Source organism: Stenotrophomonas sp. YJH_SMC_79 (assembly GCF_059367995.1).
In genome coordinates this window covers 36,835-63,207 of the sequence record NZ_JCAFRK010000007.1, presented here as the reverse complement: position 1 = coordinate 63,207, position 26,373 = coordinate 36,835, and the positions used below count along the sequence as shown (strand labels likewise).

27 protein-coding genes are annotated in these 26,373 nt (G+C 67.8%); 21 read left to right on the top strand and 6 right to left on the bottom strand.

Translation table 11 applies throughout. From position 1 onward, the window contains the following. Positions 1–2: 2 nt before the first annotated feature. Positions 3–860 (bottom strand): peptide chain release factor N(5)-glutamine methyltransferase, encoded by an 858-nt coding sequence (gene prmC, locus AC5P57_RS21235; protein ID WP_099552740.1) that lies wholly within the window; start codon positions 858–860, stop codon positions 3–5. Positions 861–1,182: 322 nt separating this feature from the next. Here prmC and ahpC point away from each other — a divergent pair, with 322 nt between their 5' ends. The 5 genes from ahpC (at position 1,183) to AC5P57_RS21210 (ending at position 6,147) form a co-directional block, all read left to right on the top strand. After that, complete coding sequence (gene ahpC / locus AC5P57_RS21230; protein ID WP_014036055.1) at positions 1,183–1,746, top strand: alkyl hydroperoxide reductase subunit C; 564 nt, start codon at positions 1,183–1,185, stop codon at positions 1,744–1,746. Between the two features lie 225 nt (positions 1,747–1,971). Beyond that, on the top strand, positions 1,972–3,564 hold the full coding sequence (gene ahpF / locus AC5P57_RS21225) for an alkyl hydroperoxide reductase subunit F (protein ID WP_262234597.1): 1,593 nt from the start codon (positions 1,972–1,974) through the stop codon (positions 3,562–3,564). 85 nt (positions 3,565–3,649) lie between these two features. Then, on the top strand, positions 3,650–4,612 hold the full coding sequence (locus tag AC5P57_RS21220) for a LysR substrate-binding domain-containing protein (protein ID WP_087921594.1): 963 nt from the start codon (positions 3,650–3,652) through the stop codon (positions 4,610–4,612). Positions 4,613–4,735: 123 nt separating this feature from the next. Further along, complete coding sequence (gene rnk / locus AC5P57_RS21215; RefSeq protein WP_005408156.1) at positions 4,736–5,140, top strand: nucleoside diphosphate kinase regulator; 405 nt, start codon at positions 4,736–4,738, stop codon at positions 5,138–5,140. Between the two features lie 50 nt (positions 5,141–5,190). Beyond that, positions 5,191–6,147, top strand: a complete 957-nt coding sequence (locus AC5P57_RS21210; RefSeq protein ID WP_099552742.1) for a transaldolase — start codon at positions 5,191–5,193, stop codon at positions 6,145–6,147. Positions 6,148–6,733: 586 nt separating this feature from the next. Here AC5P57_RS21210 and msrA read toward each other — a convergent pair. Both msrA and AC5P57_RS21200 read right to left on the bottom strand, forming a co-directional pair. Beyond that, positions 6,734–7,399 carry a peptide-methionine (S)-S-oxide reductase MsrA gene (gene msrA / locus AC5P57_RS21205; RefSeq protein WP_165929946.1) on the bottom strand — a complete coding sequence of 222 codons (666 nt, stop codon included), beginning with the start codon at positions 7,397–7,399 and terminating at the stop codon, positions 6,734–6,736. A gap of 30 nt (positions 7,400–7,429) precedes the next feature. Then, entirely contained in the window at positions 7,430–7,693 is a 264-nt protein-coding gene (locus tag AC5P57_RS21200) for a putative signal transducing protein (RefSeq protein ID WP_099552744.1), read from the bottom strand. A 258-nt stretch (positions 7,694–7,951) separates the two neighbouring features. Here AC5P57_RS21200 and AC5P57_RS21195 point away from each other — a divergent pair, with 258 nt between their 5' ends. From AC5P57_RS21195 to AC5P57_RS21170, 6 genes are all read left to right on the top strand, one after another. Next, complete coding sequence (locus AC5P57_RS21195) at positions 7,952–9,700, top strand: glutamine--tRNA ligase/YqeY domain fusion protein (protein ID WP_262234596.1); 1,749 nt, start codon at positions 7,952–7,954, stop codon at positions 9,698–9,700. A 43-nt stretch (positions 9,701–9,743) separates the two neighbouring features. Beyond that, positions 9,744–10,397: a hypothetical protein gene (locus tag AC5P57_RS21190; protein ID WP_262234594.1), complete on the top strand. Its 654-nt coding sequence runs from the start codon at positions 9,744–9,746 to the stop codon at positions 10,395–10,397. 48 nt (positions 10,398–10,445) lie between these two features. Then, positions 10,446–11,168, top strand: a complete 723-nt coding sequence (locus AC5P57_RS21185) for a DUF6348 family protein (RefSeq protein WP_262234592.1) — start codon at positions 10,446–10,448, stop codon at positions 11,166–11,168. A gap of 98 nt (positions 11,169–11,266) precedes the next feature. Next, on the top strand, positions 11,267–11,827 hold the full coding sequence (locus tag AC5P57_RS21180; protein ID WP_004154307.1) for a nucleoside deaminase: 561 nt from the start codon (positions 11,267–11,269) through the stop codon (positions 11,825–11,827). After that, positions 11,811–12,878: a 23S rRNA (cytidine(2498)-2'-O)-methyltransferase RlmM gene (gene rlmM, locus AC5P57_RS21175; protein WP_495219774.1), complete on the top strand. Its 1,068-nt coding sequence runs from the start codon at positions 11,811–11,813 to the stop codon at positions 12,876–12,878. Before AC5P57_RS21180 ends, rlmM begins: the two co-directional genes overlap by 17 nt. Positions 12,879–12,929: 51 nt before the next feature. Next, entirely contained in the window at positions 12,930–13,325 is a 396-nt protein-coding gene (locus AC5P57_RS21170) for an EF-hand domain-containing protein (RefSeq protein WP_099552749.1), read from the top strand. A 68-nt stretch (positions 13,326–13,393) separates the two neighbouring features. Here the strand turns inward: AC5P57_RS21170 and AC5P57_RS21165 are convergent, their stop codons facing one another. Together AC5P57_RS21165 and ubiH are read right to left on the bottom strand one after the other, a co-directional pair. After that, entirely contained in the window at positions 13,394–14,575 is a 1,182-nt protein-coding gene (locus AC5P57_RS21165) for a UbiH/UbiF family hydroxylase (protein WP_142807289.1), read from the bottom strand. Beyond that, positions 14,572–15,780 carry a 2-octaprenyl-6-methoxyphenyl hydroxylase gene (ubiH, locus tag AC5P57_RS21160; protein WP_262234590.1) on the bottom strand — a complete coding sequence of 403 codons (1,209 nt, stop codon included), beginning with the start codon at positions 15,778–15,780 and terminating at the stop codon, positions 14,572–14,574. The genes AC5P57_RS21165 and ubiH overlap by 4 nt, the downstream gene beginning before the upstream one ends. A gap of 107 nt (positions 15,781–15,887) precedes the next feature. Here ubiH and AC5P57_RS21155 point away from each other — a divergent pair, with 107 nt between their 5' ends. The 10 genes from AC5P57_RS21155 (at position 15,888) to AC5P57_RS21110 (ending at position 25,777) form a co-directional block, all read left to right on the top strand. Next, positions 15,888–16,472: a hypothetical protein gene (locus tag AC5P57_RS21155; RefSeq protein ID WP_049428818.1), complete on the top strand. Its 585-nt coding sequence runs from the start codon at positions 15,888–15,890 to the stop codon at positions 16,470–16,472. Between the two features lie 8 nt (positions 16,473–16,480). Next, positions 16,481–17,035, top strand: a complete 555-nt coding sequence (locus AC5P57_RS21150) for a cob(I)yrinic acid a,c-diamide adenosyltransferase (protein WP_262234589.1) — start codon at positions 16,481–16,483, stop codon at positions 17,033–17,035. A gap of 9 nt (positions 17,036–17,044) precedes the next feature. Beyond that, on the top strand, positions 17,045–17,983 hold the full coding sequence (locus tag AC5P57_RS21145; protein WP_106550111.1) for a histone deacetylase family protein: 939 nt from the start codon (positions 17,045–17,047) through the stop codon (positions 17,981–17,983). Between the two features lie 89 nt (positions 17,984–18,072). Beyond that, positions 18,073–20,574, top strand: a complete 2,502-nt coding sequence (lptD, locus tag AC5P57_RS21140) for an LPS-assembly protein LptD (RefSeq protein ID WP_099552764.1) — start codon at positions 18,073–18,075, stop codon at positions 20,572–20,574. Next, the gene (locus tag AC5P57_RS21135; RefSeq protein ID WP_099552754.1) at positions 20,571–21,914 is read left to right on the top strand and encodes a peptidylprolyl isomerase; all 1,344 of its coding nucleotides are present in this window, start codon (positions 20,571–20,573) and stop codon (positions 21,912–21,914) included. Before lptD ends, AC5P57_RS21135 begins: the two co-directional genes overlap by 4 nt. A gap of 3 nt (positions 21,915–21,917) precedes the next feature. Beyond that, the gene (gene pdxA, locus AC5P57_RS21130) at positions 21,918–22,898 is read left to right on the top strand and encodes a 4-hydroxythreonine-4-phosphate dehydrogenase PdxA (protein WP_262234585.1); all 981 of its coding nucleotides are present in this window, start codon (positions 21,918–21,920) and stop codon (positions 22,896–22,898) included. Continuing rightward, on the top strand, positions 22,895–23,698 hold the full coding sequence (rsmA, locus tag AC5P57_RS21125; RefSeq protein WP_142807285.1) for a 16S rRNA (adenine(1518)-N(6)/adenine(1519)-N(6))-dimethyltransferase RsmA: 804 nt from the start codon (positions 22,895–22,897) through the stop codon (positions 23,696–23,698). The genes pdxA and rsmA overlap by 4 nt, the downstream gene beginning before the upstream one ends. Positions 23,699–23,711: 13 nt before the next feature. After that, a complete protein-coding gene (apaG, locus tag AC5P57_RS21120) occupies positions 23,712–24,095 on the top strand; it encodes a Co2+/Mg2+ efflux facilitator ApaG/CorD (protein WP_005412297.1) in 384 nt (127 codons plus the stop codon). 15 nt (positions 24,096–24,110) lie between these two features. Beyond that, complete coding sequence (locus AC5P57_RS21115; RefSeq protein WP_099552757.1) at positions 24,111–25,136, top strand: symmetrical bis(5'-nucleosyl)-tetraphosphatase; 1,026 nt, start codon at positions 24,111–24,113, stop codon at positions 25,134–25,136. Continuing rightward, positions 25,133–25,777, top strand: coding sequence for a DUF1287 domain-containing protein (locus tag AC5P57_RS21110; protein ID WP_447386029.1), 645 nt, complete (start codon positions 25,133–25,135; stop codon positions 25,775–25,777). Before AC5P57_RS21115 ends, AC5P57_RS21110 begins: the two co-directional genes overlap by 4 nt. 100 nt (positions 25,778–25,877) lie before the next feature. Here AC5P57_RS21110 and AC5P57_RS21105 read toward each other — a convergent pair whose 3' ends face one another. After that, positions 25,878–26,369: a dihydrofolate reductase gene (locus tag AC5P57_RS21105; protein ID WP_262234623.1), complete on the bottom strand. Its 492-nt coding sequence runs from the start codon at positions 26,367–26,369 to the stop codon at positions 25,878–25,880. Positions 26,370–26,373 lie beyond the last annotated feature (4 nt).

Genomic DNA, 26,373 nt, shown 5'->3' with positions numbered 1-26,373 from the left:
TTCTAGGCCGGACGCCGACCCAGGGTGATGCGGTCGCGCTGCTCCAGATCCTGCACGGTCTGCACCTCGGTGAAACCAGCAGCGTCGAACAGCGCGCGGATCGCCTCGCCCTGGTCCCAACCGTGCTCGATCAGCAACCAGCCGCCGGGCAGCAGGTGGGCCTGGCCACCGTCGACGATGCGACGGATGTCATCCAGGCCATCCACGCCGGAGGCCAGCGCGGTAGCCGGTTCAAAACGCAGGTCGCCCTGTTCCAGATGCGGATCGTCGCTGGCGATATACGGCGGGTTGCTGGCGATCAGGTCGAAGCGCGCGCCCTGCAGCGGCGCATACCAGTCGTGCCCGCCCTCGGCGAAGCGGACGTTGCGCAGTTCATGGCGGGCCGCGTTGCGCGCGGCCACGGCCAGCGCGCCCGGGCTGGCATCGGTGGCCAGCACCTGCGCCTGCGGCCGTTCGCTGGCCAGTGCCAGTGCAATCGCACCACTGCCGGTGCCCAGGTCGGCCAGCTGCAGCGACTGGTCTTGCGGCAGGCGCTCCAGTGCCAGCTCGACCAGCAGCTCGGTTTCCGGGCGCGGGATCAGCGTGGCCGGGTCGACCTCCAGGTCCAGCGTCCAGAATCCGCGGCGGCCGGTCAGGTAGGCCACCGGCTCACCGGCCACGCGGCGGGCCAGCAACGCCTCGAAGGCGGCCTGGTCATTGGCGGCCAGCGGATCGGTGGCGTGGGCGAATAGCCAGCTGCGCGGGCGGTCCAGCACGTGCAGCAGCAGCAGTTCAGCCTCGTGGCGGGCTTCGATGCCGCCCAGGCGGGCGCTGGCATCGGCCACGATCTGGCGCAGGGTGGGTTCGGTTTGGAAAGACATTCCGCAATTGTAGAGCCGAGCCCATGCTCGGCTGCTCCACCCCCAGCCGAGCATGGGCTCGGCTCTACAAAAGCTGGAATCCGTTCAGGTTTCGCCAGAGGGCATAAGGAGGGGCTATCAGCCCTCTTCACCCGCTCAGGACGATTTCCCTTGTCACACAGGCAGTTGCACGATGGGAACGGCAAGATTCAGTGTCTGCTCATGGCACTTTGATAGACTCCATCTATCAAATAGATGCAATCAATGGATTGTTCTTATCGCAAGCGAATCGGTAACCTAGGTCCTGTCGATTCACCCACTCCCCTTCACCAGAGGAAAAATGATGTCCCTCATCAACACCCAGATCCAGCCGTTCGAAGCCAACGCTTACCACAATGGCGAGTTCATCAAGGTTTCCGACAACAGCCTGAAGGGCCAGTGGTCCGTCCTGATCTTCATGCCGGCCGCCTTCACCTTCAACTGCCCGACCGAGATCGAGGACGCGGCTGACCATTACGCCGAGTTCAAGAAGGCCGGCGCCGAGGTCTACATCGTCACCACCGACACCCACTTCTCGCACAAGGTGTGGCACGAAACCTCGCCGGCCGTCGGCAAGGCCCAGTTCCCGCTGGTCGGCGACCCGACCCACCAGCTGACCCGCGCTTTCGGCGTGCACATTGAAGAGGAAGGCCTGGCCCTGCGCGGCACCTTCATCATCAACCCGGAAGGCGTGATCAAGACCCTGGAGATCCACTCCAACGAGATCGCCCGTGACGTCGCCGAGACCCTGCGCAAGCTGAAGGCTGCCCAGTTCACCGCCGCCAACCCGAACCAGGTCTGCCCGGCCAAGTGGAAGGAAGGCGAGAAGACCCTGACCCCGTCGCTGGACCTGGTCGGCAAGATCTAACGCAGTACCGGCCTGCCGTGGCCCCACGCCACGGTGCGCCCTTCATCCCCGTGCCGGTCCCCCCGCCGGCGTGGGGGTGAACCCAAGACAGCCAACGCCCGCTCGCTTTGGCCAGCCAGCCCCTTCCACGGTCGCTGTCTTGGGTTCACCCCTACCCCCTGCTGGTCCGCTACCTTCTACAGCGGTGCCACGCCCCCTGTTTGCCTGAAGCCAGGAGAAGACCCGATGTTGGACGCCAACCTGCAGTCGCAGCTGAAGACCTATCTGGAGCGCGTGACCCGCCCGATCCAGATCACCGCGCACGCCGACGATGGCGCCAAGTCGCAGGAAATGCTGGAACTGCTGCAGACCCTGGACAGCCTGTCGGACAAGATCTCGCTGCAGGTGCTGCGCGACGGCCAGGGCCGCGTGCCCTCGTTCGACCTGGGCACCCCGGGCCAGGACATCCACCTGACCTTCGCCGGCCTGCCGATGGGCCACGAGTTCACCTCGCTGGTGCTGGCGCTGCTGCAGGTGGGCGGTCATCCGTCCAAGGCCACCGCCGAGCTGATCGAGCAGGTGCAGAACCTGGAAGGCGAGTACAAGTTCGAAACCTACTTCTCGCTGTCCTGCCAGAACTGCCCGGACGTGGTGCAGGCCCTGAACCTGGCCGCGGTGCTCAACCCGCGCATCCAGCACGTGGCCATCGACGGTGCCCTGTTCCAGGACGAAGTCGAGAAGCGCGAGATCATGTCGGTGCCGACCGTGTACCTCAACGGTGAAGTGTTCGACCAGGGCCGCATGACCCTCGAGCAGATCGTGGCCAAGCTGGATACCAATGCCAGCAAGCGCGATGCCGAGAAGATCGCTGCCAAGGACGCCTTCGACGTTCTGGTGGTGGGCGGTGGCCCGGCCGGCGCTGCAGCGGCAATCTACGCCGCACGCAAGGGCATCCGCACCGGCATCGCCGCCGAGCGTTTCGGTGGCCAGGTGCTGGACACCATGGCGATCGAGAACTTCATTTCGGTGAAGGAGACCGAAGGCCCGAAGCTGGCCACGGCGCTGGAACAGCACGTGCGCGAGTACGAGGTGGACATCATGAACCTGCAGCGCGCCAGTGCGCTGGTGCCGGCCGGTGAAGACGGCCTGGTGCAGGTGCAGCTGGAAAACGGCGCGGTGCTGAAGTCGCGTTCGGTGATCCTGTCCACCGGCGCGCGCTGGCGGCAGATGAATGTGCCGGGCGAGGACCAGTACCGCAACAAGGGTGTGGCCTACTGCCCGCACTGCGATGGCCCGCTGTTCAAGGGCAAGCGCGTGGCGGTGATCGGCGGCGGCAACTCCGGCGTGGAAGCGGCCATCGACCTGGCCGGCATCGTGTCGCATGTGACCCTGCTGGAGTTCGATTCCAGCCTGCGCGCCGATGAAGTGCTGCAGAAGAAGCTGCGCAGCCTCGGCAACGTCACCGTGCTGACCAGCGCGCAGACCACTGAAGTGCTGGGCGACGGCAGCCGCGTCACCGGCCTGGTCCACAAGGACCGCGTCGGCGGCGACGCCCACCGCGTCGAGCTGGAAGGCATCTTCGTGCAGATCGGCCTGCTGCCCAACACCGAGTGGCTGAAGGACACCGTGGCGCTGTCGCCGCGTGGCGAGGTCGTCATCGACGACCGCGGCCAGACCAACCTGCCGGGTGTGTTCGCCGCTGGCGATTGCACGACGGTACCCTACAAGCAGATCATCATCGCCATGGGCGCCGGCTCAACCGCCGCACTGAGCGCGTTCGACCACCTGATCCGCTCGTCGGTGAGCAACAGCAGCGGTGCCGTTGCTGAAGCGGCCTGATCCACCGTTCCCAGATCACCGGGAACTTTGTCTGCCTGTCGGGTAACCACGCCGTCAGCCGGTCCGTTACCCCTGGGGTGTAAGGATGAACCTACGTGATCTGAAGTACCTGGTAGCCCTGGCCGACCACAAGCATTTCGGCCGGGCTGCCGCTTCATGCTTCGTCAGCCAGCCCACGCTGTCCACGCAGATCCGCAAGCTGGAAGAAGAGCTGGGCCTGCCACTGGTGGAACGCGCACCGCGCAAGGTGATGCTGACCCCGGCCGGCCAGGAAGCGGCGGCACGGGCGCGTGTGATCGTGTCCGAAGTGGAACAGCTGAAGGAAGCGGCGCGACGCAGCCGCGACCCGGAAGCCGGTACGGTGCGCCTGGGGATCTTCCCGACCCTCGGCCCGTACCTGCTGCCGCATGTGATCCCGCGCATCCGCGAGCGCTTCCCGGAGCTGGAACTGCTGCTGGTCGAGGAAAAGAGCGATGTGCTGCTGGACCGCCTGCGCGAAGGCAAGCTGGACGCCGCGCTGCTGGCCCTGCCGGTGATCGACGACCAGCTGCATGCCGAGTTCCTGTTCGAGGAACCGTTCCTGCTGGCCGTTTCCGGGCGCCACCCGCTGGCCCGTCGCGAACACCTGGACGTGCAGGAACTGGCCACGCAGAAGCTGCTGCTGCTGGAAGACGGGCATTGCCTGCGCGACCAGGCACTGGAGGTCTGCCGCCTGTTCGGCGCCAACGAGAAGTCCGAGTTCCGCGCCACCAGCCTGGAAACCCTGCGGCAGATGGTCGCCGCCGACGTCGGCATCACCCTGCTGCCGAGCCTGTCAGTGCAGCCGCCGGTCCCGCGCTCGAACAACATCCGCCTGCTCGACTTCACCGGCGAAGGCCGTCCCAGCCGCCGCATCGCCATGATCTGGCGCCGCAGTTCGGCCATGAACGACTTCCTGATGGAGCTGGCCGACCAGTTCAAGCGCCTGCCGCAGGCGCTGTTCACCCTGGAGGCGGTCAACGCCGCCGGCGACACTGCCGCCCTGCCCGGCCCCGCGCTGAACGGCTGAACCCCCGCAGCACCGGCCTGGAATCGGCAGGAGTCGATTCCGGCCGCATTTGTCCCCACAATACAGACAGGCGGCGCCAGCAGGTGCCGCCTTTTGCATGGCTTTCAACCAAGGAGCTTCACCATGAGTACCGCCAGCGGCCTGCCGCCGTCGATCACCGTTTCCACCTTCGACATGGACCGCCTGGACGCCATGCTCGAATCCCCCGCGCTGAGCCAGACGCCTGCCGCGCTCGCGCTTGCTGAAGAACTCAACCGTGCCACCGTGCTGGCACCGGACCAGATTCCCGAAGGCATCGTCATGATGCATTCGCGCGTGGAGTGCGAAGATGAAGTGTCGGGCGAGAAGCACGTCCTGACCCTGGTCTTCCCCCGCGAAGCCAACGTCGATGAAGGCAAGGTTTCCGTGCTGGCCCCGGTCGGCAGTGCCCTGCTCGGCCTTTCGATCGGCCAGAGCATCGACTGGAACGCGCCCGGCGGCCGCAAGCTGCGCCTGCGCGTGACCGCGGTCCACAACGACCGCCCCTGATTACCGCTGCGCACCGCGCGCGATTCGATCCCCCTGCACCAGGAGCCGTAATGAGTACCCCGTCCAAACTGTCCCAGCTGCGCGAACTGTCCGTGGTCGTTGCCGATACCGGTGACTACGAGGCCATCAAGCGCCTGCAGCCGGTGGACTGCACCACCAATCCGACCCTGGTGAAGAAGGCGCTGGACCTGCCGGTCTACGCCGAGCTGATCGAACGCGAACTGGCCTGGGGCCGGCAGCAGACGGGCGACCGCGAAGCCGTGGTGCATGCCGTGGCCGACCGCCTGACCATCGGCGTCGGCGCGCTGCTGAGCACGCTGGTGCCGGGCCGCGTGTCCACCGAAGTGGATGCCGACCAGGCCCACGACACCGCCGCCACCGTGGCCAAGGCCCGCCAGTTCATCCAGATGTATGCCGATGCCGGCGTGCCGCGCGAGAAGATCCTGATCAAGATCGCCGCGACCTGGGAAGGCGTGGAAGCCGCGCGCATCCTGCAGGCCGAAGGCATCGACTGCAACCTGACCCTGATCTTCAACCCGACCCAGGCGCTGGCCTGCAGCGAAGCCGGCGCGTTCCTGATCTCGCCGTTCGTCGGCCGCATCCTGGACTGGTACGTGGCCAACGGCCAGGCCCCGGCCAGCATCGACGAAGACCCGGGCGTGAAGTTCGTGCGCGGCGTGTACGCCGAATTCAAGCGTCGCGGTTCGCCGACGGTGGTGATGGGCGCCTCGTTCCGTTCGACCGCGCAGATCGAAGCGCTGGCCGGCTGCGACCGCCTGACGATTTCGCCGGACCTGCTGGAGAAGCTGGACGCCGACCACGGCGAGCTGCCGCGCAAGCTGGTGGCCGGTGCCGCCGACGGCGTGGCGGTGACCCCGATTGATGCGGCGAAGTTCGCGGCGGATCTGGCCGCCGATCCGATGGCGACCGAGAAGCTGGCGACCGGTATCGATGCGTTTGCCAAGGATCTGCAGGCGCTGCGCGAGCGCATTCGTTCGGAACTGTGATTCCGGCCAACGGCTGAGCCCCTCGTGGCGGGTCGGTTGGTCGCGAAGAGCAAAAAGCCGCGCTGGGTCGGTCGGGTTGGGTTCGCGGGAGACGCCGTAAACCCATCCGTGGGGGCTTGGCCGCCGCATCCATGCGGCGGACACTCCCGCGAACCCAACCCGACCGCCCTCTGACAGTTTCCGGTGGCCGCCCGCCACGGAAGAAAGAAAGAAGAGCAACAGCGGGTCGCGCGCTTCGCTTGCTCGCAGCCGAGCATGACTCGGTTCTACAGAAAGCACTGCAGGATCAAACAAAAAGGACGCGGCGAACGCCGCGTCCTTTTTGTTTTTCTTCAGTTCGTCAGTAACCCATGCTCTCGCCCACCGTCACCGGGAAACTGTCGAAGGTGGGACGGGTGCAGATGGCGGGACCGTCCACGGCATGGATGCCGTGGCCGAGCCCCCAAGGACGGGTTCACGGCGTGTCCCGCCATCTGCACCCATCCCGCCAAACTCACAGCAAACCAGAGCCGCTTTGGCTTTGGCTTTGGCTTTGGCTTTGGCTTTCAGCCGTTGACGTTGCCCGCCGCAGGCGGACCACCGCGCGTCAGCGCGGCGCCTCCACATCCAACCCGATCGGGCAGCTCACGCCGGTGCCGCCGATGCCGCAGTAACCGTTCGGGTTCTTCGCCAGGTACTGCTGGTGATAGTCCTCGGCGTAGTAGTACTCCGGTGCCGGATACACGATCTCGGTGGTGATCGGGCCGTAGCCGGCCGCATCCAGCTGCGCCTGGTACGCCTCGCGGCTGGCCAGCGCCGCGGCGTACTGCGCCTCGTCGGTGGCGTGGATCGCCGAGCGGTACTGGGTGCCGGTGTCGTTGCCCTGGCGCATGCCCTGGGTCGGGTCGTGGCTTTCCCAGAACAGCTGCAGCAGCCGCTCCAGGCTCACCACCGCCGGGTCGAACACCACCTGCACCACTTCAGTGTGGCCAGTCAGGCCCGAGCAGACCTCTTCATAGGTCGGGTTCGGGGTGATGCCGCCGGCATAGCCGACCGAGGTGCTGTACACGCCCGGTTCGGTCCAGAACTTGCGCTCGGCGCCCCAGAAGCAACCCAGTGCGAAACGGATCTGCTGCAGGCCGGCGAAACGGTCCTTCAGCGGATGGCTGTTCACGAAGTGCTGGTTGCTGTGCAGCGGCAATGGCTGCTCGCGCCCCGGCAGCGCCTCTTCCGGGCGCGGCAGGCGCTGCTTGAAGGCGCCGATGCCGAGGATGCCCTGGCCAATTCCCAACATGATGCGCTCCTACGCCGGCAGGCCGGCTATGTCGTCTGCATCTGAAATGGGGTCGGATGGGGCTTGGCCCAAGTCCAGCGCGGCGACGATGTCCTCGGCCTGGGTGCGCGCGGCATCGGGGATTCCCACCCGCAGCACGCCAAACAGCGGCAGTTCGCCCATGCCGCCCAGCAGCGACTCGCCGAACACGAAGGCCGGGATGCCGGCATCTTCCAGCGCGTGCTTGACCAGGTGGGCGTCGAACAGGTTGTCGGCCTTGTACACGATGTGCATGCGGCGGCTCCGTGGGACAGGGTTCCAGCATACGCCCGGGGGCTGAATGGTGGTGGTGACGGCGCATGACCGTTCTGCCGGCCAGCGGCCGGCACTACCCATCTGTACGGCGATCCACGTTCCGCCGGCCAGCGGCCGGCGCTACCGGAAGATGGGTGGGTAGTGCCGGCCGCTGGCCGGCATCCCCACACCCCACCGGGCAGCCCTGCCCCGTACGCGCTAGACTGTTGGTCTTTCTGCCTTTCTTTTCGCCGACTCATGTCCGAGCACACCCCCGCCAGCCCCGAGACCCCCGCCGACAGCCACGAAAAGCGCGATTTCATCCGCCAGATCGTGCGCGAGGACCTGGCCAGCGGAAAGCACCAGGCGATCAAGACCCGCTTCCCGCCGGAGCCGAACGGCTATCTGCACATCGGCCATGCCAAGTCGATCTGCCTGAACTTCGGCATCGCCGGTGAGTTCAGCGGCGTCTGCAACCTGCGCTTCGACGACACCAACCCGGCCAAGGAAGATCCGGAGTACGTGGCCGCGATCCAGGACGACGTGCGCTGGCTGGGCTTCAGCTGGAACGAACTGCGCCACGCTTCGGACTACTTCCAGACCTATTACCTGGCCGCCGAGAAGCTGATCGAACAGGGCAAGGCCTATGTCTGCGACCTGTCGGCCGAGGAAGTGCGCGCCTACCGCGGCACCCTGACCGAACCGGGCCGCCCGTCGCCGTGGCGCGACCGCAGCGTCGAGGAAAACCTCGACCTGTTCCGCCGCATGCGCGCCGGTGAATTCCCGGATGGCGCGCGCACCGTGCGCGCCAAGATCGACATGGCCAGCGGCAACATCAACCTGCGCGATCCGGCGCTGTACCGCATCAAGCACGTCGAGCACCAGAACACCGGCAACGCGTGGCCGATCTACCCGATGTACGACTTCGCCCACGCCCTGGGTGATTCGATCGAGGGCATCACCCACTCGCTGTGCACGCTGGAATTCGAAGACCACCGCCCGCTGTACGACTGGTGCGTGGACAACGTCGATTTCGCCCATGACGATGCCCTGACCCAGCCGCTGGTCGACGCCGGCCTGCCACGCGAAGCGGCCAAGCCGCGCCAGATCGAGTTCTCGCGCCTGAACATCAACTACACGGTGATGAGCAAGCGCAAGCTGATGGCGCTGGTCACCGAGCAGCTGGTGGATGGCTGGGAAGACCCGCGCATGCCGACCCTGCAGGGCCTGCGTCGCCGTGGCTACACCCCGGCCGCGATGCGCCTGTTCGCCGAGCGCGTGGGCATCAGCAAGCAGAACTCGCTGATCGACTTCAGCGTGCTGGAAGGTGCGCTGCGCGAAGATCTGGACAGTGCAGCGCCGCGCCGCATGGCGGTGATCGATCCGGTCAAGCTGGTGCTGACCAACCTGCCGGAAGGCCACGAAGAGCAGTTGACCTTCAGCAACCACCCGAAGAACGAGAGCTTCGGCAGCCGCGAAGTGCCGTTCGCACGCGAAGTGTGGATCGACCGCGAGGACTTCGCCGAAGTGCCGCCGAAGGGCTGGAAGCGCCTGGTCCCGGGTGGCGAAGTGCGGCTGCGCGGCGCCGGCATCATCCGCTGCGATGAAGTGATCAAGGATGCCAACGGCACCATCACCGAGCTGCGCGGCTGGCTGGATCCGGAATCGCGTCCGGGCATGGAAGGCGCCAACCGCAAGGTCAAGGGCACCATCCACTGGGTCAGCGCCGTGCACGGCGTGCCGGCCGAGATCCGCCTGTACGACCGCCTGTTCTCGGTGCCGAACCCGGACGATGAATCGGAAGGCAAGACCTACCGCGACTACCTCAACCCGGAATCGCGCCGCACCGTCACCGGCTATGTCGAGCCGGCCGCGGCCAGCGCCGCGCCGGAGCAGTCGTTCCAGTTCGAGCGTACCGGCTACTTCGTCGCCGACCGCCGCGACCACACCGAAGCCAAGCCGGTGTTCAACCGCAGCGTGACCCTGCGCGACACCTGGTCGGCCTGAGGATCTGCGCGGGCGCCAGGACGGCGCCCGCACGACCGCGACCATGATCACCGCCCTCTCCGCCCTGCTCTGGTTCATCTCGCAGCATCCGCTGCTGACGTTCTTTTCGGCGATGGTGCTGGCCGGCCTGGTCTCGTGGTGGCGGCGCTTTCCGGGCTACGCCATCGTGGTGTTCCCGCTGGCGATGCTCAACATCTTCCTCGGCCACTTCCTCAACGCCGCGTTCCTCAACGTGGTGGGCGAGCGTGGTGAAACAGTGATCGTCAAGGCCGAGGAAACCAATTCCACGCTCAACGAGCAGTACATCTGGCGCTACGAAGCGGTGCTGCGCACTGCCGAAGGGCGCGATGTGGAGGTGGTGTTCCACACCAATACCGCTTCGTTGTGGCCGCTGGAAAACGCCATCCGCATCCCGGCGCAGGACCAGCCGTTCGTGGTGAAGTACACGCCGGGCTTCCCGCGCAACTTCGTCATCCTCACCAACGAATCACCGCATGGCATCGCCCAGGCCCGGGCCAGCGCGCGCGAGCGCGTGGAGGTGGCGGCGCGCAAGCTGCACTTCAGCCCGGGCAATGCCGATTTCCGCGCGGACTATCGCCGCGAGCTGGAAACCTGGCTGCGCGACCACGGCAACGATCCGCAGCAGCAGCCCGACGCGCAGCGCTATCGCGCCGAGCGCGACGCACTCGACCATTGACACCCGGCCCAGGCTGGATGTCCCACCCGATCCATCCACAGGCCTGACATGACCACCTCCTCCACCGCGCTCCTCCCACTGCTGCAGCAGGTCCTGCAGGACGCCGGCATCGCCTGCCGCGTCGACGGCGGTGCACTGCTGCTGGAAAGCGGACTGCGCCTGACCCCTCACGCAATGGCCGCGCACGCGCGCGACAATGGCGGCTGGCAGACGTCCACGGTCATCGAGGCACAGCACCCCATCCTGTTCGCTGATGGCCTGTTCGAGTACCAGCACGCCAACGGTGCCGACGAACGGACCTCGCTGCAGTCCGGCTTCCAGACCTGGGTGCGGGTGGACCTGGCGACCCTGCAGACTGCAGTGGGCGCCGACGGCGCACAGGGCCTGCCGATGATGGGCCTGACCTATCCGGCCGGTGACGATGGCGAGGAACACGAACGCACCGTGGTGCTGGGGCCGTTGGCGCACTACCGTGCACAGGAAGTGGATGCCTCCACCTGCAGCGAAGACGATCATGGCTCCTGCCCCTGCTGCCTGTTCACCCGCAGCATGGACGCCTTCGACGAGCTGCTGAAGGCGCGCCAGTTCCTCGCCATCCGCCTGTTCGCCTCGCGCGATGCCGGTGGCCTGTGCGAGGCCGATTGCCGGGTCAACGGCCACGACTTCGCCGCCGCCCTGCCCCTGCTGCGCGCCTACGCGGCCAGCTGGCCGCAGGCCGGGCTGGAGTTCCGCAAGCAGTACGTGGTGATCCGCACCGGCTCGCCGGGCTGACCCGCCGCCACACCCGATACAGGCCGGTGCAGCTACACTGCGCGCCGGTTTCCCAAGCAACCGCACTTTCTTCCATTCCACTACGAGGCACCCCCGCGATGCTGTACGCGCAAGTCCACCTGACCCTTCCCGCCTGGATCCACGACCAGATCGACCTGGATCGTCGATATCCGGGCGATGAGGCCAAGGTCGCGCTGGCGATCGAGCTGTCGCGGCTGAACGTCGAGCACGCCAGTGGCGGCCCGTTCGGCGCGGTGGTGTTCGGACCGGACGACAAGGTCATCGCCGCCGGCGTGAACCGGGTGATGCCGCATGCGACCTCGCTGGCGCACGCCGAGAACATGGCCTACATGCTGGCCCAGCAGCGCCTGCAGACCCCGCGCCTGAACGCGGTGCTGTCGCCGGTCACCCTGGCCACCAGTTCGCAGCCGTGCTGCCAGTGCTATGGCGCTACCGTGTGGGCCGGCATCGACCGCCTGCTGATCGGTGCCAACTCGGCCGACGTCGAAGAGCTGACCCCGTTCGATGAAGGCCCGCTGCCGGCCGACTGGGTGGGTGAACTCAACAAGCGCGGCATCGAAGTGGTGCAGGGCCTGAACCGCGACGCCGCGCGCAGCGTGCTGCGTGCCTATGGGGAAAGCGATGGCGCCCGTTACTGAGACCGGCATCGGCCTGCTGTGCCTGTGCCGGCAGGGCTTCGAGCCCGAGCTGGCCGGCGAGCTGCAGTTCCGTGCCGGCGAAGCCGGTTTCGCCGGTTATGCGCGTACCCAGCGCAATGACGGCTATGTGCTTTTCATGTGCGACGAAGCTGCGGCACTGGCTCCGCGCCTGCGCTGGCGCGAGCTGATCTTCGCGCGGCAGAAGCTGGTCGTGCTGGCCGAGCTGCCGCAGTTGGACCCGGCTGACCGGATCACCCCGATGCTGGAGGTGCTGGCCGATGCGCCGCGCTTCGGTGACCTGTGGGTGGAGCACCCCGATTCGGACGCCGGCAAGCCGCTGTCCGGGCTGGCCCGTGCCTTCGGCAATGCACTGCGCCCGGCGCTGCGCAAGGCCGGCACGCTCACTGACAAGCCAAACAATCGCCTGCCGCGCCTGCACGTGGTGTTCGTCGACGGCACCCACGCCTTCGTCTGCGTGGCCGACCCGGCCGACAGCGCGCCGTGGGCATTGGGCATCCCGCGCCTGAAGCTGCTGCCCGAAGCGCCCTCGCGTTCGGCACTGAAGCTGGACGAAGCGCTGCTGACCCTGCTGACGCCGGAAGAACGCGAAGCGCTGGCCAAGCCCGGCATGCGCGCGGCCGACCTCGGCGCCGCACCCGGCGGCTGGACCTGGGTGCTGACCCGCCAGCACATGCACGTGCTGAGCATCGACAACGGCCCGCTGCGCCAGCACGTGCTGGACACCGGCCTGGTCGAGCACCTGCGCGCCGATGGCTTCCACTGGCACCCGGAGCAGCCGCTGGACTGGATGGTCTGCGACATGGTCGAGCAGCCGCGCCGCGTGGCCGAACGCATGGCCACCTGGTTCCGCGAAGGCTGGTGCAGGCATGCGATCTTCAATCTGAAGCTGCCGATGAAAAAGCGCTGGGACGAAACCCGCTTGTGCCTGGACCTGTTCCAGGACCAGGCCGGCAAGCCGCTGGTGGTACGCGCCAAGCAGCTGTACCACGACCGTGAGGAGATCACGGTACTGGCCTCGCCGCTGCGCTGACGCTGCGGTGTCCGCCGGGCATGGCCTGGCGCTACCAAGGAGGAAGAACCCATGCAAGGTCGTTCGATTGCACTGCTGGCCGTCCTGCTGCTGAGTACAACGGCGATGGCCCAGCAGCTGCCGCACACCCCTGCACAGAGCCAGCCGCTGGGCCCGACCGGCGGCGCGATCCGCCAGCAACCGCTGGATGCCGGCCGGGTCAGCGGCAGCGTCGAGATTGCACAGCCGGCTGGCGAGGCACAGGTGACCGTACGTTCGCTGGAACCGAGCAGCGTGGTCGGCCAGTACCGCATCCACTTCGCTGCGCTGGATGTGAACGGCGATGGTTTCATCAGCCGCGAGGAAGCGCAGGCGAATCCGGCGCTGGCCGATGAGTTCAATGCGTTGGACGTGAAGCGTCGCGGCAAGCTGGATCGTGCCGACCTGGCCGGTTGGCTGGTTGATTGAAAATGGGGACGGAGGGGATTAAGTCGTATGTGCACATACGACTTAATCCCCTCCGTCCCCTTTTTGCGTCAGACGCCGGCGGCGCGCTTCCAGAACGCCTGCACCAGCGGCGGCCATTTGCCGACGCAGCCCAGCGCGCGGCCGCGGGCCAGGGTCAGGTGCATTTCGTCGTTGGAGAACAGGCGGTTGATCGCGTCAAAGCTGTAGGCGGCGATCTGGTTGTCGCTACGGCGTTCGCGCGCCCAGCGCTGCAGGCGCTGCGGCGACAGGCGCGGCTGGCCGCGGCGTTCGGCCGACGGCGCCAGCCACTGCTGCAGAGCAGCCACATCGCGCAGGCCCAGGTTCACGCCCTGCCCGGCAAGCGGATGCACCACATGCGCTGCATCCCCCAATGCCAGCACACGGCCGGCCACGTAATGGCGTGCCAGCTGGCGGCGCAGCGGGAACGCCGCACGCGGTGAGGCCAGCCGCAGGTCACCCAGCCGCGCCGCAAAGGCGCGGGTCAGTTCGCGGTTGAACGCATCCTCGTCCAAGGCCAACACGCGCGCAGCCTCGTCCTCGGGCAGGGTCCAGACAATCGAGCTGCGGCGCTCGGCCACCGGCAGCAACGCCAACGGTCCGGTCGGCAGGAAGCGCTGCCAGGCCGTGGCCTGGTTCGGCAGTTCACTGTCGACATAGGCCACCACGCCACGCTGGTGGTAGTCATGCTTTTCCACCTCGATCCCGGCCAGCTGGCGCAGGGTCGATTCGGCACCGTCGGCGGCCACCGCCAACGACGCTTCGAGGCGACGACCGTCGTCCAGGCGCAGGCGCACGCCGTCCTCGTCCTGCTCCAGCGCTTCCACCCGTGCCGGGCAATGCAGCTGCACGCCCGCCGCGGGCAGCGCCGCCCACAGGCGGTCCTGCAGCAGTCCGTTCTCGACGATGTAGCCCAGCTCACGACGACCGAAGCGATCGGCGTCGAACAGCAGATCCTCGCCACCGGCCGCGTCCCACACCTGCATGCGCCGGTAGGGCCAGGCGCGGGCCTGCGCGATCGCCTGCCATACGCCGAGGCGGTTCAACAGCTGTACGTTGTCAGCGGCGAAGGCGAACACGCGCAGGTCGGGCTGTGCGGCCTGCCACGGCGCGGGCTCACGACCTTCCACCAGCGCAACCGACAAACCGGCATCGGCCAACGCCAGCGCGCAGGCGGCACCGACCACGCCACCGCCGACGATGGCCACGTCCAGGCGCGCACGCCGGCTCATGCCGATTCTCCACGGCACAGCCGCGGCACTTCGCCACGGAAGCCCATCGCGCCACCGACCAGCATCGACTGTACCGAGGCACGTTGTGCGGCCACCAGGCCGAGACTGCGCAGCGGCCGCATCAGCGGCGCCGGATTGCTGGTCAGGCGCGCCAGCCCTCCGGAAAACGCCACGGTCTGCCGGCGGTCCTCCTCGCGGCGCGCGACATAGGCCTGCAGCAGTGCGTCACTGCCGGCATCATCGATGGAATCTTCCAGCAGTTCGGCCAGGGTCAGCGCATCGCGCAGGCCCAGGTTGAAGCCCTGCGCACCCAACGGGTGGATGGTCTGCGCGGCATTGCCGAGCAGCACCGTGCGTTCACCGGCCAGCGCACGCGCCAGCACCTGGATGAGCGGGTAGGCGCTACGCGGGCCAGATTCGAGCAGGCGGCCGGCACGCCAGCCGATCGCGCTCTGCAGGCGTTGCAGCCACGCCGTATCGTCCAGCGCCATCACCGCATCGGCCTGGTCCCGTGCCACGCCATGCACGGTGCCGAAGTGGCGATCGCCACGCGGCAGCAGCGCGGTCGGGCCGGTATCGGTGAACCGCTCCCACGCGGTGCCATCCGGCGCGCGCTGGCTGCGCACGCGGGCCACGAACAGGGTCTGCTGGAAATCATGGCGGTCGACCTCGATGCCCAGTGCACCGCGCACGCCACTGGTCGTACCGTCGGCACCCACCACCAGCCGTGCCAGCAATACGCGCTCGCCGGCCTCGTCGGCGACCCGCACCTGGCGGTAGCCGCCGACCACCTCGCCCAGGCCCAGGAACCGCATCGGCCGGTAACGGTGCAGCCGCGGCAGCTCCTGCAGGCGCGCTTCCAGCGCTTGGCCGAAGTCGCGGGCGACCACCACCTGGCCGAACCACGGCCGGTCATAATCGGCCGCTTCCAGCTGCACACGGCCGAAATCGCCGGCGCGGCTGACGTGGATGCGCCGGATGGGGCCCGGCGCCATCGTCAGTTTCTGCATCACCCCCAGCGCGGTCAGCGCATTGACGGTGGCTGCGGCGAAACTGAGGTTGCGCTGGTCGAACACCGCCGGCAGCTCGCCGGCGGGGCTGGCCTCGAGCAGGCCCACGTCGCGGCCGAGGCGGTCCAGGGCAATGGCCAGGCTGGCGCCCACCAGGCCACCACCGACAATCAGCACGTCATGTCGTTCACTCATGTGTTCATGATACGCGCTCGCCCCGACTGTACGCCGAACGGGCGGCACCTGCGCCAACCCGCGCGGCGGGCTAGAATGAAACCTGAATCCGCTCCGGGCCCGCCTCCATGTCCGACACTGCCAACCGCGCCTTCGTCCTGTCCGTGCTCGTTCTGGTGCTGGCAGCGACCCGGGTCAACCACTTCGCGGCAATCCCCGATGCCTCGTGGGCGGTGTTCTTCATCGGTGGCTTCTACCTGGCGCGCTGGACGCGCTGGGCGTTCCCGCTGCTGATGGTGTTCGCGGTGCTGGTCGACTGGATCGTGATCCGCAGCAGCGGCCTGGATTTCTGGCAGCACTACTGCGTGTCGCCGGGTTACTGGCTGCTGCTGCCGGCGTACTTCTCGCTGTGGGCCGGCGGCATGCTGCTGGGCCGCAACTACCAGACCGCGCGCTGGCCGGTGCTGGCCAAGGGCGCGCTGCTGCTGGTCGCGTCGGTGGCGGTCTGCCACCTGCTGGCGCAGGGCGGTTTCTACTGGAGCAGCCGCAACGTGGCCGAGCCGACCCTGGCCGGCTGGGCGCAGAACTACGCGCAGTGGTTCGGCCCCTACCTGCGTACCACCGCCATCTACGTGGCGCTGGCCGCCGCGCTGCAGCTGGCCGTGGAGCAGGTGCTGAAGCTCCAGCAGGCACGCCGCGACATCCGGCACTGAGCCACGCCATGGGTCATCGCCTCTCGCGCATCTACACCCGCACCGGCGACGACGGCAGTACCGGCCTCGGTGACGGCCAGCGCGTGGCCAAGGATGACGCCCGGGTGGCGTCCTACGGCACCGTCGACGAAGCCAACGCCGCGCTCGGCCTGCTGCTGGCGGTACCGTTGCCGGAGGACGTACGCGCACTGGTCGTGCACCTGCAGCACCAGCTGTTCGACCTGGGTGCCGAGCTGTGCATCCCCGGCCACGCCGCGATCCACGCCGCCGATGTCTCGGCACTGGAACAGCAGCTGGACCACTACAACGCCGGCCTGCCGATGCTGAAGGAGTTCATCCTGCCGGCCGGGGGCGAGGCGGCAGCGCGCTGCCATCTGGCGCGCACCATTGTCCGCCGCGCCGAGCGCGAGACGGTCACCCTGGCCCGCCACGAAGCCGTGCGCAGCGAGGCGCTGCAATACCTCAACCGGCTGTCGGACCTGCTGTTCGTGCTGGCCCGGGTGCTGGCCCGTGCCGACGGCCAGGGCGAGGCGCTGTGGCAACCGCAGCAGCGCCAGCGCTGAGTCGGCACGATGCTGGTCTACACCCATCCGTCCTGCCTGCTGCACGACCCCGGCCCCGGCCACCCGGAGTGCCCGCAACGCCTGCAGCACGTACTCGATGCGCTGCATGCGGCCTTCCCTGGGCAGCTCGAATGGCGCGAGGCGCCGCCGGCCAAGTTCGGCGAGCTGACCCGGGTCCATGACAGCGCCCTGCTGGACTTCGTGCTGCAGCCGCAGACCGTGCCGCTGCGCCAGCTGGACATGGACACCTGGACCTCGCCCGGCTCGGCCAGCGCTGCCGTGCACGCCGCCGGTGCCGGCGTGGCCGCAGTCGATGCGGTGATGCTGGGCGACGACCCGCTGGCCTTCTGCGCGGTGCGCCCCCCCGGCCACCACGCCACCAGCAGCACGGCGATGGGCTTCTGCCTGCTCAACAACATCGCCATCGCCGCCGCCTATGCCCGCGACCGTCATGGCCTGGAGCGGATCGCGGTGGTCGATTTCGACGTGCACCACGGCAACGGCACCCAGGACATCTTCCAGCACGATGCCCGGGTCTCGTACTACAGCACGCACCAGGCCGGCCTGTTCCCCAATTCCGGCCTGCGCCGTGACCGCGGCGCAGGCAACCTGATGAACATCCTGCTGCCCCCCGGCAGCGGGGGCTTCCGCTTCCGCAACGTCTGGGCCGACGAGATGCTGCCGGCCATCGACGACTTCCGCCCGCAGCTGTTGCTGATCTCGGCCGGCTTCGACGCCCACCTGCGCGACCCGCAGGCCGACCTGATGCTGGAGACCGAGGATTTCGCCTGGATCACCGGTGAACTGCACGCGCTGGCACGCCGCCACGGGGCCGGCCGGGTGGTGTCGATGCTGGAGGGCGGCTATGACCTGCAGGCACTGGCCGAGTGCAGTGTGGCCCATGTCCAGGCCCTGATCTCAGCGGCTGGCGGCAACGCTGCCGGATGAACCCGAACCGGCAACCTCCGGCGCCCTTCATTGCCCCTATGCAAGGGATGGGGCAAGCTACCGTCCGTTTTCGCCCGAATCCGAACCGCGTGCGCCGAGCCCTCCGCCTGCTTCCCCTGCCTCTGAGCATCGCCATCAGCCTGCCGGTGATGGCCGATGAAAAGCCGCTCAACTGGGGCCTGTGCCCGGCCACCGACGTCATCCCCGCGTTCACCGACGCCCCGACCCCGGTCCCCGGCCAGGACAAGGCCAGCGCCGCCGCCGCGCGCGAGCAGCAGCCGACCGACATCGAGGGTGACCAGCTGCTGGGCACCACCACCGTGCCGCAGTACGAAGGCAACGTGGCGCTGCGCCGCGGCGACCAGTTCGTCGGTACCGACAAGCTGAGCTTCGATACCGAGACCGGCAACTACATCGCCGACGGCAATGTGCGCTACCAGGACGGGTCGATCCGGATGGTCGCCAAGCGTGCCGAGGGCAACCAGGAAAGCGACACCCACAAGATCACCGACATCCAGTACCAGCTGGTGTCGCGCCGCGGCAACGGCGATGCCGAATCGGTCGACCTGCAGGGTGCGGTCGGCCAGATGCACCGCTCCACCTACACCACCTGCGACCCCTCGCAGCCGGTGTGGAAGCTGTCGGCACCGCAGATCGAAGTGGACAACGACGAGGGCTTCGGCACCGCGCGCAACGCCGTGCTGCGCATCGGCAAGGTGCCGGTGCTGTGGGCGCCGTACTTCAAGTTCCCGATCGATGACCGCCGCAAGACCGGCCTGCTGTTCCCGCAGCTGGGCATGTCCGGGCGCAACGGCTTCGACTACGCCCAGCCGATCTACTTCAACCTGGCGCCGAACTACGACGACACGCTGACCCCGCGCTACATGAGCCGGCGCGGCCTGCTGCTCGACAACGAGTTCCGCTACCTCTACAACGGCGGCCGCGGCGAGGTGTTGACCTCGTTCATGCCCAACGACCGCCTGCGCGACCGTGACCGCGGCCGGGTGATGTTCAGCGGCTACCACAACGTGGACAGCCACTGGCAGGCCCGTGCCAACCTGGCCTGGGTCAGCGACGAGCGCTATGTCGAGGATTTCGCCAACCGCCTGGTGGGGGTGACCGCCTCCAACCTGCAAAGCACGGTGGGCCTGTATGGCACCGGCACGAACTGGACGGCCGGCATCATGGCCGACCGCTGGCAGCTGACCGACTACACCCTCGACGAGCGCGCCCTGCCCTACAACCGCCAGCCGCGCCTGTACTTCAACTGGGACAAGCCGGTCCGCTCATGGCTGGAAACCGGCATCTACGCCGAAGCCGTGCGCTTCACCCACGACGACATCAACTTCAAGAACGCCGTCGGCACCGGCGAGGATCTGCAGTACACGCGGACGGGCCAACAGCTCACCTCCGGCGTTGGTGTCAGCGGTGGTTCGCGACTGGACGTGAAGCCGTATGTGTCGTTCCCGATCAGCGGCGCAGCCTGGTATGTGACCCCGACCCTGGCCTACCGCTACACCGCCTACCAGCTGGATCGCGGCCTGGTCGACGGGGTCAACGGCATCCAGGCCCAGATCCTGCGCTCGCAGGGCATCGACCCGGCCACGGCCACGCCCGAGCAGCTGCGCGGCAATACCTCGCCCAGCCGCAGCCTGCCGATCGGCAGCATTGACGCCGGTCTGTTCTTCGACCGCGAGACCCGCATCGGCGGCAAGTCGTTCCTGCAGACCCTGGAGCCGCGCCTGTTCTACCTGCGCGCGCCGTACCGCAACCAGGACGAGCTGCCGATCTTCGATACGCGTGACTTCACCTTCAGCTGGGGCCAGCTGTTCCGCGATTCGCGCTATACCGGCGCCGACCGCCAGAACGATGCCAACCAGCTGACCCTGGCGCTGAGCACCCGCTTCATCGACCAGAGCACCGGCAAGGAGCGCTTCTCGGCCTCGATCGGCCAGATCCAGTACTTCGATGAGTCGCGGGTGACCGTCACCCCCGGCGGTGAGCCGGTGGAAAAGGGCAAGTCGGCCTGGATCGCCGACGGCAACTACATGATCAACGACCGCTGGACCCTGGGCGCCACCTACCAGTGGGACCCGAAGTACAAGCGCGAGGATCTGGCCAGCGTCCGTGCCCGCTACCTGATGCCCAACGACGGCGTGGTCAATCTGAGCTACCGCTACCGCATCAATGCCGGTGCCCTGCCGGGTGCCAACAAGCATGACCGCACCCTGCTGGAGCAGGCCGACCTGTCGTTCCTGTACCCGCTGAATGCGCGCTGGAGCCTGGTCGGCCGCTATTACTACTCGCTGCAGGACAAGGAGCCGCTGGAAATCATCGGCGGCGTCCAGTGGGACAGCTGCTGCCTGGCCGTGCGTGTGGTCGGCCGCCGCTATGTCCGCAATCGCGAAGGCGAGATGAACAACTCCATCCAGGTGGAGTTCGTCCTGAAGGGCCTGAGCTCCATCGGCCAGGACACGGACCGCACTCTGCGCCGTGCTATCCTCGGCTACAACCGCGACGACCTCTATCTCGTGCCGCCCAGCAACACCGGAGCGACCCGCGATGACTACGATCCGAATCTGATCCCATGACCAAGCGCTTCCCCGTTCTACTCGCCTCGCTGCTGGCGGTGTCCAGCGTGTCCGCCCCCCTGCAGGTGCTTGCCCAGGAGGCGCAGCCGCTCGACCGCATCGCCGCCGTCGTCGATGAGGACGTGATCCTGCAGAGCGAACTCCAGCGTGCGATCGCCAACATCAAGGCGCAGTACGCCGGCCGGGAAAACCAGCTGCCGCCGGAAGACGTGCTCAGCCGCCAGGTGCTCGAGCGCCTGGTGCTGGTCAAGCTGCAGGTGGCCCGCGCCCAGGGCAGCGGCATCCGTGTCGGCGACCAGGAGCTGAACCAGGCGATGAACTCCATCGCCCAGCAGAACGGTTCGAACCTGGATGCCCTGCGCCAGCGCCTGGCGCACGACGGCATCGATTTCAACGATTTCCGCGCCTCGGTGCGTGATGAGATCACCGTGCAGCGCCTGCGCCAGAGCTTCGCGCAGAGCCGCATCAGCGTCAGCGAGGGCGAGGTCGATGCCGCGCTGAAGCAGCAGGCCACTGCCGGCAACCAGTATCACCTGGCACACATCCTGGTCGCGCTGCCGGACGGCGCCAACGCCGACCAGATCGCCACCGGCCAGAAGAAGGCCGACGGTGTGAAGGCGCTGCTGGACAAGGGCGAACTGGACTTCAACGCGGCCGCCGTGCGCTATTCGGACAGCCCCAACGCGCTGGAAGGCGGCGACCTGGGCTGGCGCAGCCTGGATGAGATCCCGCAGGCGTTCGCGCAGATGATGGAAAAGATGAAGCCCGGCGAAGTGGTCGGCCCCATCCGCGGCCCCAGCGGCTTCCAGCTGCTGAAGCTGGTGGAAGTGCGCGATGCCAGTGCCGCTGCCGGCGCCAGCACCGTCACCGAGTACCACGGTCGCCACATCCTGGTGCGCGTGGACGATCATCAGACCGACGCGGCCGCCAAAGCCAAGATCGATACCCTGCGTGCCCGCATCGCTGGCGGCGCGGACTTCGAGACCGTGGCCAAGGAGTCCTCCGAGGACAACAACAGCAAGGGCCAGGGCGGCGATCTGGGCTGGTTCCCGGCCGATGCATTCGGTCCGGCCTTTGGCCAGCAGGTGGCCGGTATCCAGGACGGCGGCGTCAGCCAGCCGTTCCGCACCGATGCCGGTTGGCACATCCTGCAGCGCGTGGCCACTCGCCAGACCGACGTGACCAACGACAACCAGCGTGCCCAGGTCCGCGAGACCATTGGCCGCCGCAAGCTGGAAGACGAGTACAACCGCTTCCTGCAGGAACTGCGTGGCGAAGCCTACGTCAGCTTCCGCAGCGGTGACCGTGCGGAAAACACCGCCACGCCGCCGCAGTCCTGATCGATGCGCCCCGAGCTCGCTCTGGTACCGGGCGAGCCCGCCGGGATCGGCCCGGAGCTGTGTGTCCGCCTCGTCCAGCAGCCGCGTGAAGATTGCCGGCTGCTGGCCTTCGCCGACCCGGATACCCTGCGCGCGGCTGCGGCCGCGCTGAACCTGCCCCTGCAACTGCTGCCCGAGGACGCCGAAGCACGCGTCCCCGGCGATCTGCGTGTGCGCGTTGTGGCCAATGCCGCCCAGAGCCACTTCGGCCAGGCCAACCCGGCCAATGCCGGGGCGGTCATCGGCGCCCTGCTGGGTGCCGGCCAGGCCTGCCTGTCCGGCGAACTGCACGGCGTGGTCACCGGCCCGGTGCACAAGGCGGTCATCAACGAAGGCGGCATCGCCTACAGCGGCACCACCGAACTGCTGGCCGACCAGGCCGGCGTGAAGGTGGTGATGATGCTGGCCAACCCCATCGTGCGCGTGGCCCTGGCCACCACCCACCTGCCGTTGCGCGAAGTGGCCGACGCGATCACCGCGCCCCGCCTGGAACACACCCTGCGCACCCTGCATGCCGCACTGCGGCGCGAATTCGGCCTGCCAGCACCCCGCATCGCCGTGCTCGGCCTGAACCCGCACGCCGGCGAAGACGGCCACCTGGGCCGCGAAGAGCTGGACCTGATCATTCCCCTGATGCAGCGCCTGCGCGCGGAGGGCATGGACCTGATCGGGCCACTGCCGGCCGATACCGCGTTCCTGCCGGCCAAGCTGGCCGGCTTCGACACCGTGCTGGCGATGTACCACGACCAGGGCCTGCCGGTACTGAAGTATTCCGGCTTCGAGCAGGCAGTGAACCTGACCCTGGGCCTGCCCTACCCGCGCGTGGCGGTGGACCATGGCACCGCGCTGGACCTTGCCGGCCGCGGCATTGCCGATCCTTCCAGCCTGCAGGCGGCAACAACGCTGTGTGCGCAGCTTGCGCGGCAACGTACACTGAGCGCATGAATTCCCCGCATTCCCCCTCCGGCCCGGTGTTCACCGCCCCGGCCAAGAAGCAGCTTGGCCAGCATTTCCTGGCCGACCGCCACTACATCGACAAGATCGTGATGGCGGTCAACCCGAAAGACGGCGACCGGCTGGTCGAGATCGGCCCCGGCCAGGGCGCGATCACCCTGCCGCTGCTGCGCGTGCATCCGAAGCTGACGGTGATCGAGTTCGACCGCGATCTGATCGCGCCGCTGACCGCCGCCGCCGAACCGCTGGGCGAACTGACCATCGTCCACCGCGACGTGCTGCGGGTGGACTTCACCGAGCTGGCCGATGGCCAGCCGATCCGCCTGGTCGGCAACCTGCCCTACAACATCTCCTCGCCGATCCTGTTCCATGCACTGGAGCACGCCGCGGTGATCCGCGACATGCATTTCATGCTGCAGAAGGAAGTGGTCGACCGCATGGCGGCCGGCCCCGGCAGCAAGGTGTACGGCCGGCTCAGCGTGATGCTGCAGGCCTACTGCCAGGTGACCTCGCTGTTCGTGGTGCCGCCGGGCGCATTCCGGCCGCCGCCGAAGGTCGATTCGGCCGTGGTGCGGCTGGTGCCGCGTGACCCGGCCACGATCAACATCAACGACCACAAGCGTTTCGCCGAGGTGGTCAAGGCCGCCTTCGGGCAGCGCCGCAAGACCCTGCGCAACGCCCTGAACAACGTGGTGTCCGCCGAACAGTTCGTTGCCGCCGGCGTGCGTCCCGATGCCCGCGCCGAACAGCTGGACGTGGCCGAATTCATCGCTTTGGCCAATGCCTCCTGATTACACTGCCGGTATGGAAGACGCTGACGTTTATGCCATCTCCGTCGAAGTCGCACCGCGCTTCCTCGACGATCAATCCGCGCCGGAAGACGGGCGCTATGCGTTCGCCTACACGATCCGCATCCACAACCAGGGACGTGTTGCCGCGCGCCTGGTCGCACGCCACTGGCGCATCACCGATGCCAACGGCCGCGTCGAGCATGTCGATGGCGACGGGGTGATCGGCGAGCAGCCGCGCCTGCGTCCCGGTGAAGACTTCCATTACACGTCCGGTGTCATGCTGGGGACCGATCACGGGACCATGCAGGGCCACTACGACATGGTCGCCGACGACGGCACCGAATTTGCCGCGCCGGTCGCACCTTTCGTGCTGGCCATCCCGCGTACCCTGCACTGACACGGAGGCCGAACGATGAGTGTGTGGGCGATCGGCGACCTGCAGGGCTGCTATGACGTCACCCAGCGACTGCTGGAGAAGATCCGCTTCGACCCGGCGCAGGACACCCTGTGGTTCTGCGGCGACCTGGTCAACCGCGGTGGCCAGTCACTGGAAACACTGCGGTTGGTCCACTCGCTGCGCGAGCACAGCGTGGTGGTGCTGGGCAACCACGACCTTTCGCTGCTGGCCGTCGGTGCGCGCACCGAAGAGGAACAGCGCAAGGTCAACCCGGACCTGCTGCGCATCGTGCAGGCCGAGGACCGCGACGAACTGCTGGACTGGCTGCGCCTGCAGAAGCTGGTGCACGTGGACCGCGAGCTGGGCTGGATGATGGTGCACGCCGGCCTGGCGCCGAAGTGGACCACGCAGATGGCCGAGAAGCACGCGGCCGAAGTCGAGGCACAGCTGCACGGCGCCGGCTACCGCAAGCTGTTCCGCAACATGTACGGCGACAAGCCGAGCTGGGCACCGAACCTGTCCGGCTACGACCGCTCGCGCGCGATCATCAACGTGCTCACCCGCATGCGCTACTGCACCCCGCGCGGGCGCATCGGCATCGAGGACAAGGGCACGCCGGGCACGCAGGAACAGGGGCTGTACCCCTGGTTCGAGGTGCCGGGCCGGGTCGAGCGTGACCTCAAGGTCGTCTGCGGCCACTGGTCGGCGCTGGGCCTGACCATCACCCAGGGCGTGCACGCCATCGACACTGGCGCGGTGTGGGGCGGCAAGCTCACCGCGATCCAGCTCGATACCGATGAACTGCGCGTGGTGCAGGTGCCGGGCCGCGATGTACCCGCCCCTGTGCCCAACGCCCGCCCGCCAGCGCGGCCGGCGCACGAGCGCCCGGCTGCACCGGCGCAGGGCAAGGAACAGGGCGGCGGCAACGCTCCGGCCGCCAACCCGGGCAACCGCGGCCCGCGCCGTCGCCGCCGCCGTGGTGGCGGTAGTGGTGGTGGCTCTGCGGGCCCCGGCAACAACAGTCCCCCGCCGCAGGCATGACGCGGCGCGGCTGGGCACCATGGATGGTGCTGCTGACGCTGGCCCTGGCCAGCGGCTGCCAGCCCACTTCGGCCCCTGCCCCCAGCGGTGGCGGAAACGCCGACCACACGCCATCGCAACCGCAGGCGCCATCGCCGCCACTGGTGGCTGCAGCGCGCGCGCAGATCGGTGTCACCACCCGCTACGACCCTGCCTATCAGGTGCTGGCCTATCCCGGCGGAGACGTCCCGGTTGATCGCGGCGTGTGCACCGACGTAGTGGTGCGCGCCCTGCGCAGCCAGGGCCTGGACCTGCAGGCGCGCGTGCATGAAGACATGCGCGGCAACTTCAGTGCCTATCCGGCGATCTGGGGCCTGTCACGGCCGGATCGCAACATCGATCATCGCCGCGTGCCGAACCTGATGCGCTGGTTTGAACGGCAGGGGTGGCAGCAGCCGATCACCGCCGCCGCCGCCGACTACGCAGCCGGCGACATCGTTGCCTGGAAGCTCAACGGCAACGGCCTGCTGCATGTGGGCATCGTCTCCGACCGCTACCTGGCCGACGGCACGCCGCTGGTGCTGCACAACATCGCGCGCGGCACGCGCGAAGAGAACCTGCTGTTCCAGCACGCCATCATCGGGCATTACCGGATGCCCTGAACGTTGCAACGGCCGGTTCTGTAGAGCCGAGCCATGCTCGGCTACGCCATGTGTCCACCAACAGCAGCCGAGCATGGCTCGGCTCTGCAGGAAACCGCCCTCAGCGGCGCACGTAGTGCACGAAGCGGAACGCATACGCGTGGCGCGCATCGGCCGGGTGTGGCTCGCTGCTCACTTCCTGCCAGTCCTGCGCATCCACCTCGGGGAAGTGGGTATCGGCCGGGACTTCGGCATCCACCCAGGTCAGGTACAGATCACTGGCCTGGTCGAGCAGCTGACGGAAGATCTCGCCACCACCGATGATGCACAGCTCGCTGGCGCCCTCGCCTTCGGCAATCGACTTCGCTTCGTCCAGCGACGCCACCGCGCGCATGCCCTCGAATGGCACCTGGCCGCTGCGGGTCAGCACCAGGTTGGTCCGCCCCGGCAGCACGCGGCCGATCGACTCGGCGGTCTTGCGCCCCATCAGGATCGGCTTGCCCAGGGTGAGCGCCTTGAAGTGCTTGAAGTCGTCCGGCAGGTGCCAGGGCATGGCATTGCCCTGGCCGATGCCACGGTTGCGGTCCAGCGCCACGATCATCGAGAGCTTCATCGCA

What these genes read in the sequence shown, in the direction of transcription:
- prmC (WP_099552740.1), bottom strand. Translation starts at nt 860, where the DNA reads ATGTCTTTCCAAACCGAACCCACCCTGCGCCAGATCGTGGCCGATGCC.
- ahpC (WP_014036055.1), top strand. Translation starts at nt 1,183, where the DNA reads ATGTCCCTCATCAACACCCAGATCCAGCCGTTCGAAGCCAACGCTTAC.
- ahpF (WP_262234597.1), top strand. Translation starts at nt 1,972, where the DNA reads ATGTTGGACGCCAACCTGCAGTCGCAGCTGAAGACCTATCTGGAGCGC.
- AC5P57_RS21220 (WP_087921594.1), top strand. Translation starts at nt 3,650, where the DNA reads ATGAACCTACGTGATCTGAAGTACCTGGTAGCCCTGGCCGACCACAAG.
- rnk (WP_005408156.1), top strand. Translation starts at nt 4,736, where the DNA reads ATGAGTACCGCCAGCGGCCTGCCGCCGTCGATCACCGTTTCCACCTTC.
- AC5P57_RS21210 (WP_099552742.1), top strand. Translation starts at nt 5,191, where the DNA reads ATGAGTACCCCGTCCAAACTGTCCCAGCTGCGCGAACTGTCCGTGGTC.
- AC5P57_RS21200 (WP_099552744.1), bottom strand. Translation starts at nt 7,693, where the DNA reads ATGCACATCGTGTACAAGGCCGACAACCTGTTCGACGCCCACCTGGTC.
- AC5P57_RS21195 (WP_262234596.1), top strand. Translation starts at nt 7,952, where the DNA reads ATGTCCGAGCACACCCCCGCCAGCCCCGAGACCCCCGCCGACAGCCAC.
- AC5P57_RS21190 (WP_262234594.1), top strand. Translation starts at nt 9,744, where the DNA reads ATGATCACCGCCCTCTCCGCCCTGCTCTGGTTCATCTCGCAGCATCCG.
- AC5P57_RS21185 (WP_262234592.1), top strand. Translation starts at nt 10,446, where the DNA reads ATGACCACCTCCTCCACCGCGCTCCTCCCACTGCTGCAGCAGGTCCTG.
- AC5P57_RS21180 (WP_004154307.1), top strand. Translation starts at nt 11,267, where the DNA reads ATGCTGTACGCGCAAGTCCACCTGACCCTTCCCGCCTGGATCCACGAC.
- rlmM (WP_495219774.1), top strand. Translation starts at nt 11,811, where the DNA reads ATGGCGCCCGTTACTGAGACCGGCATCGGCCTGCTGTGCCTGTGCCGG.
- AC5P57_RS21170 (WP_099552749.1), top strand. Translation starts at nt 12,930, where the DNA reads ATGCAAGGTCGTTCGATTGCACTGCTGGCCGTCCTGCTGCTGAGTACA.
- AC5P57_RS21165 (WP_142807289.1), bottom strand. Translation starts at nt 14,575, where the DNA reads ATGAGCCGGCGTGCGCGCCTGGACGTGGCCATCGTCGGCGGTGGCGTG.
- ubiH (WP_262234590.1), bottom strand. Translation starts at nt 15,780, where the DNA reads ATGAGTGAACGACATGACGTGCTGATTGTCGGTGGTGGCCTGGTGGGC.
- AC5P57_RS21155 (WP_049428818.1), top strand. Translation starts at nt 15,888, where the DNA reads ATGTCCGACACTGCCAACCGCGCCTTCGTCCTGTCCGTGCTCGTTCTG.
- AC5P57_RS21150 (WP_262234589.1), top strand. Translation starts at nt 16,481, where the DNA reads ATGGGTCATCGCCTCTCGCGCATCTACACCCGCACCGGCGACGACGGC.
- AC5P57_RS21145 (WP_106550111.1), top strand. Translation starts at nt 17,045, where the DNA reads ATGCTGGTCTACACCCATCCGTCCTGCCTGCTGCACGACCCCGGCCCC.
- AC5P57_RS21135 (WP_099552754.1), top strand. Translation starts at nt 20,571, where the DNA reads ATGACCAAGCGCTTCCCCGTTCTACTCGCCTCGCTGCTGGCGGTGTCC.
- pdxA (WP_262234585.1), top strand. Translation starts at nt 21,918, where the DNA reads ATGCGCCCCGAGCTCGCTCTGGTACCGGGCGAGCCCGCCGGGATCGGC.
- rsmA (WP_142807285.1), top strand. Translation starts at nt 22,895, where the DNA reads ATGAATTCCCCGCATTCCCCCTCCGGCCCGGTGTTCACCGCCCCGGCC.
- apaG (WP_005412297.1), top strand. Translation starts at nt 23,712, where the DNA reads ATGGAAGACGCTGACGTTTATGCCATCTCCGTCGAAGTCGCACCGCGC.
- AC5P57_RS21115 (WP_099552757.1), top strand. Translation starts at nt 24,111, where the DNA reads ATGAGTGTGTGGGCGATCGGCGACCTGCAGGGCTGCTATGACGTCACC.
- AC5P57_RS21110 (WP_447386029.1), top strand. Translation starts at nt 25,133, where the DNA reads ATGACGCGGCGCGGCTGGGCACCATGGATGGTGCTGCTGACGCTGGCC.
- AC5P57_RS21105 (WP_262234623.1), bottom strand. Translation starts at nt 26,369, where the DNA reads ATGAAGCTCTCGATGATCGTGGCGCTGGACCGCAACCGTGGCATCGGC.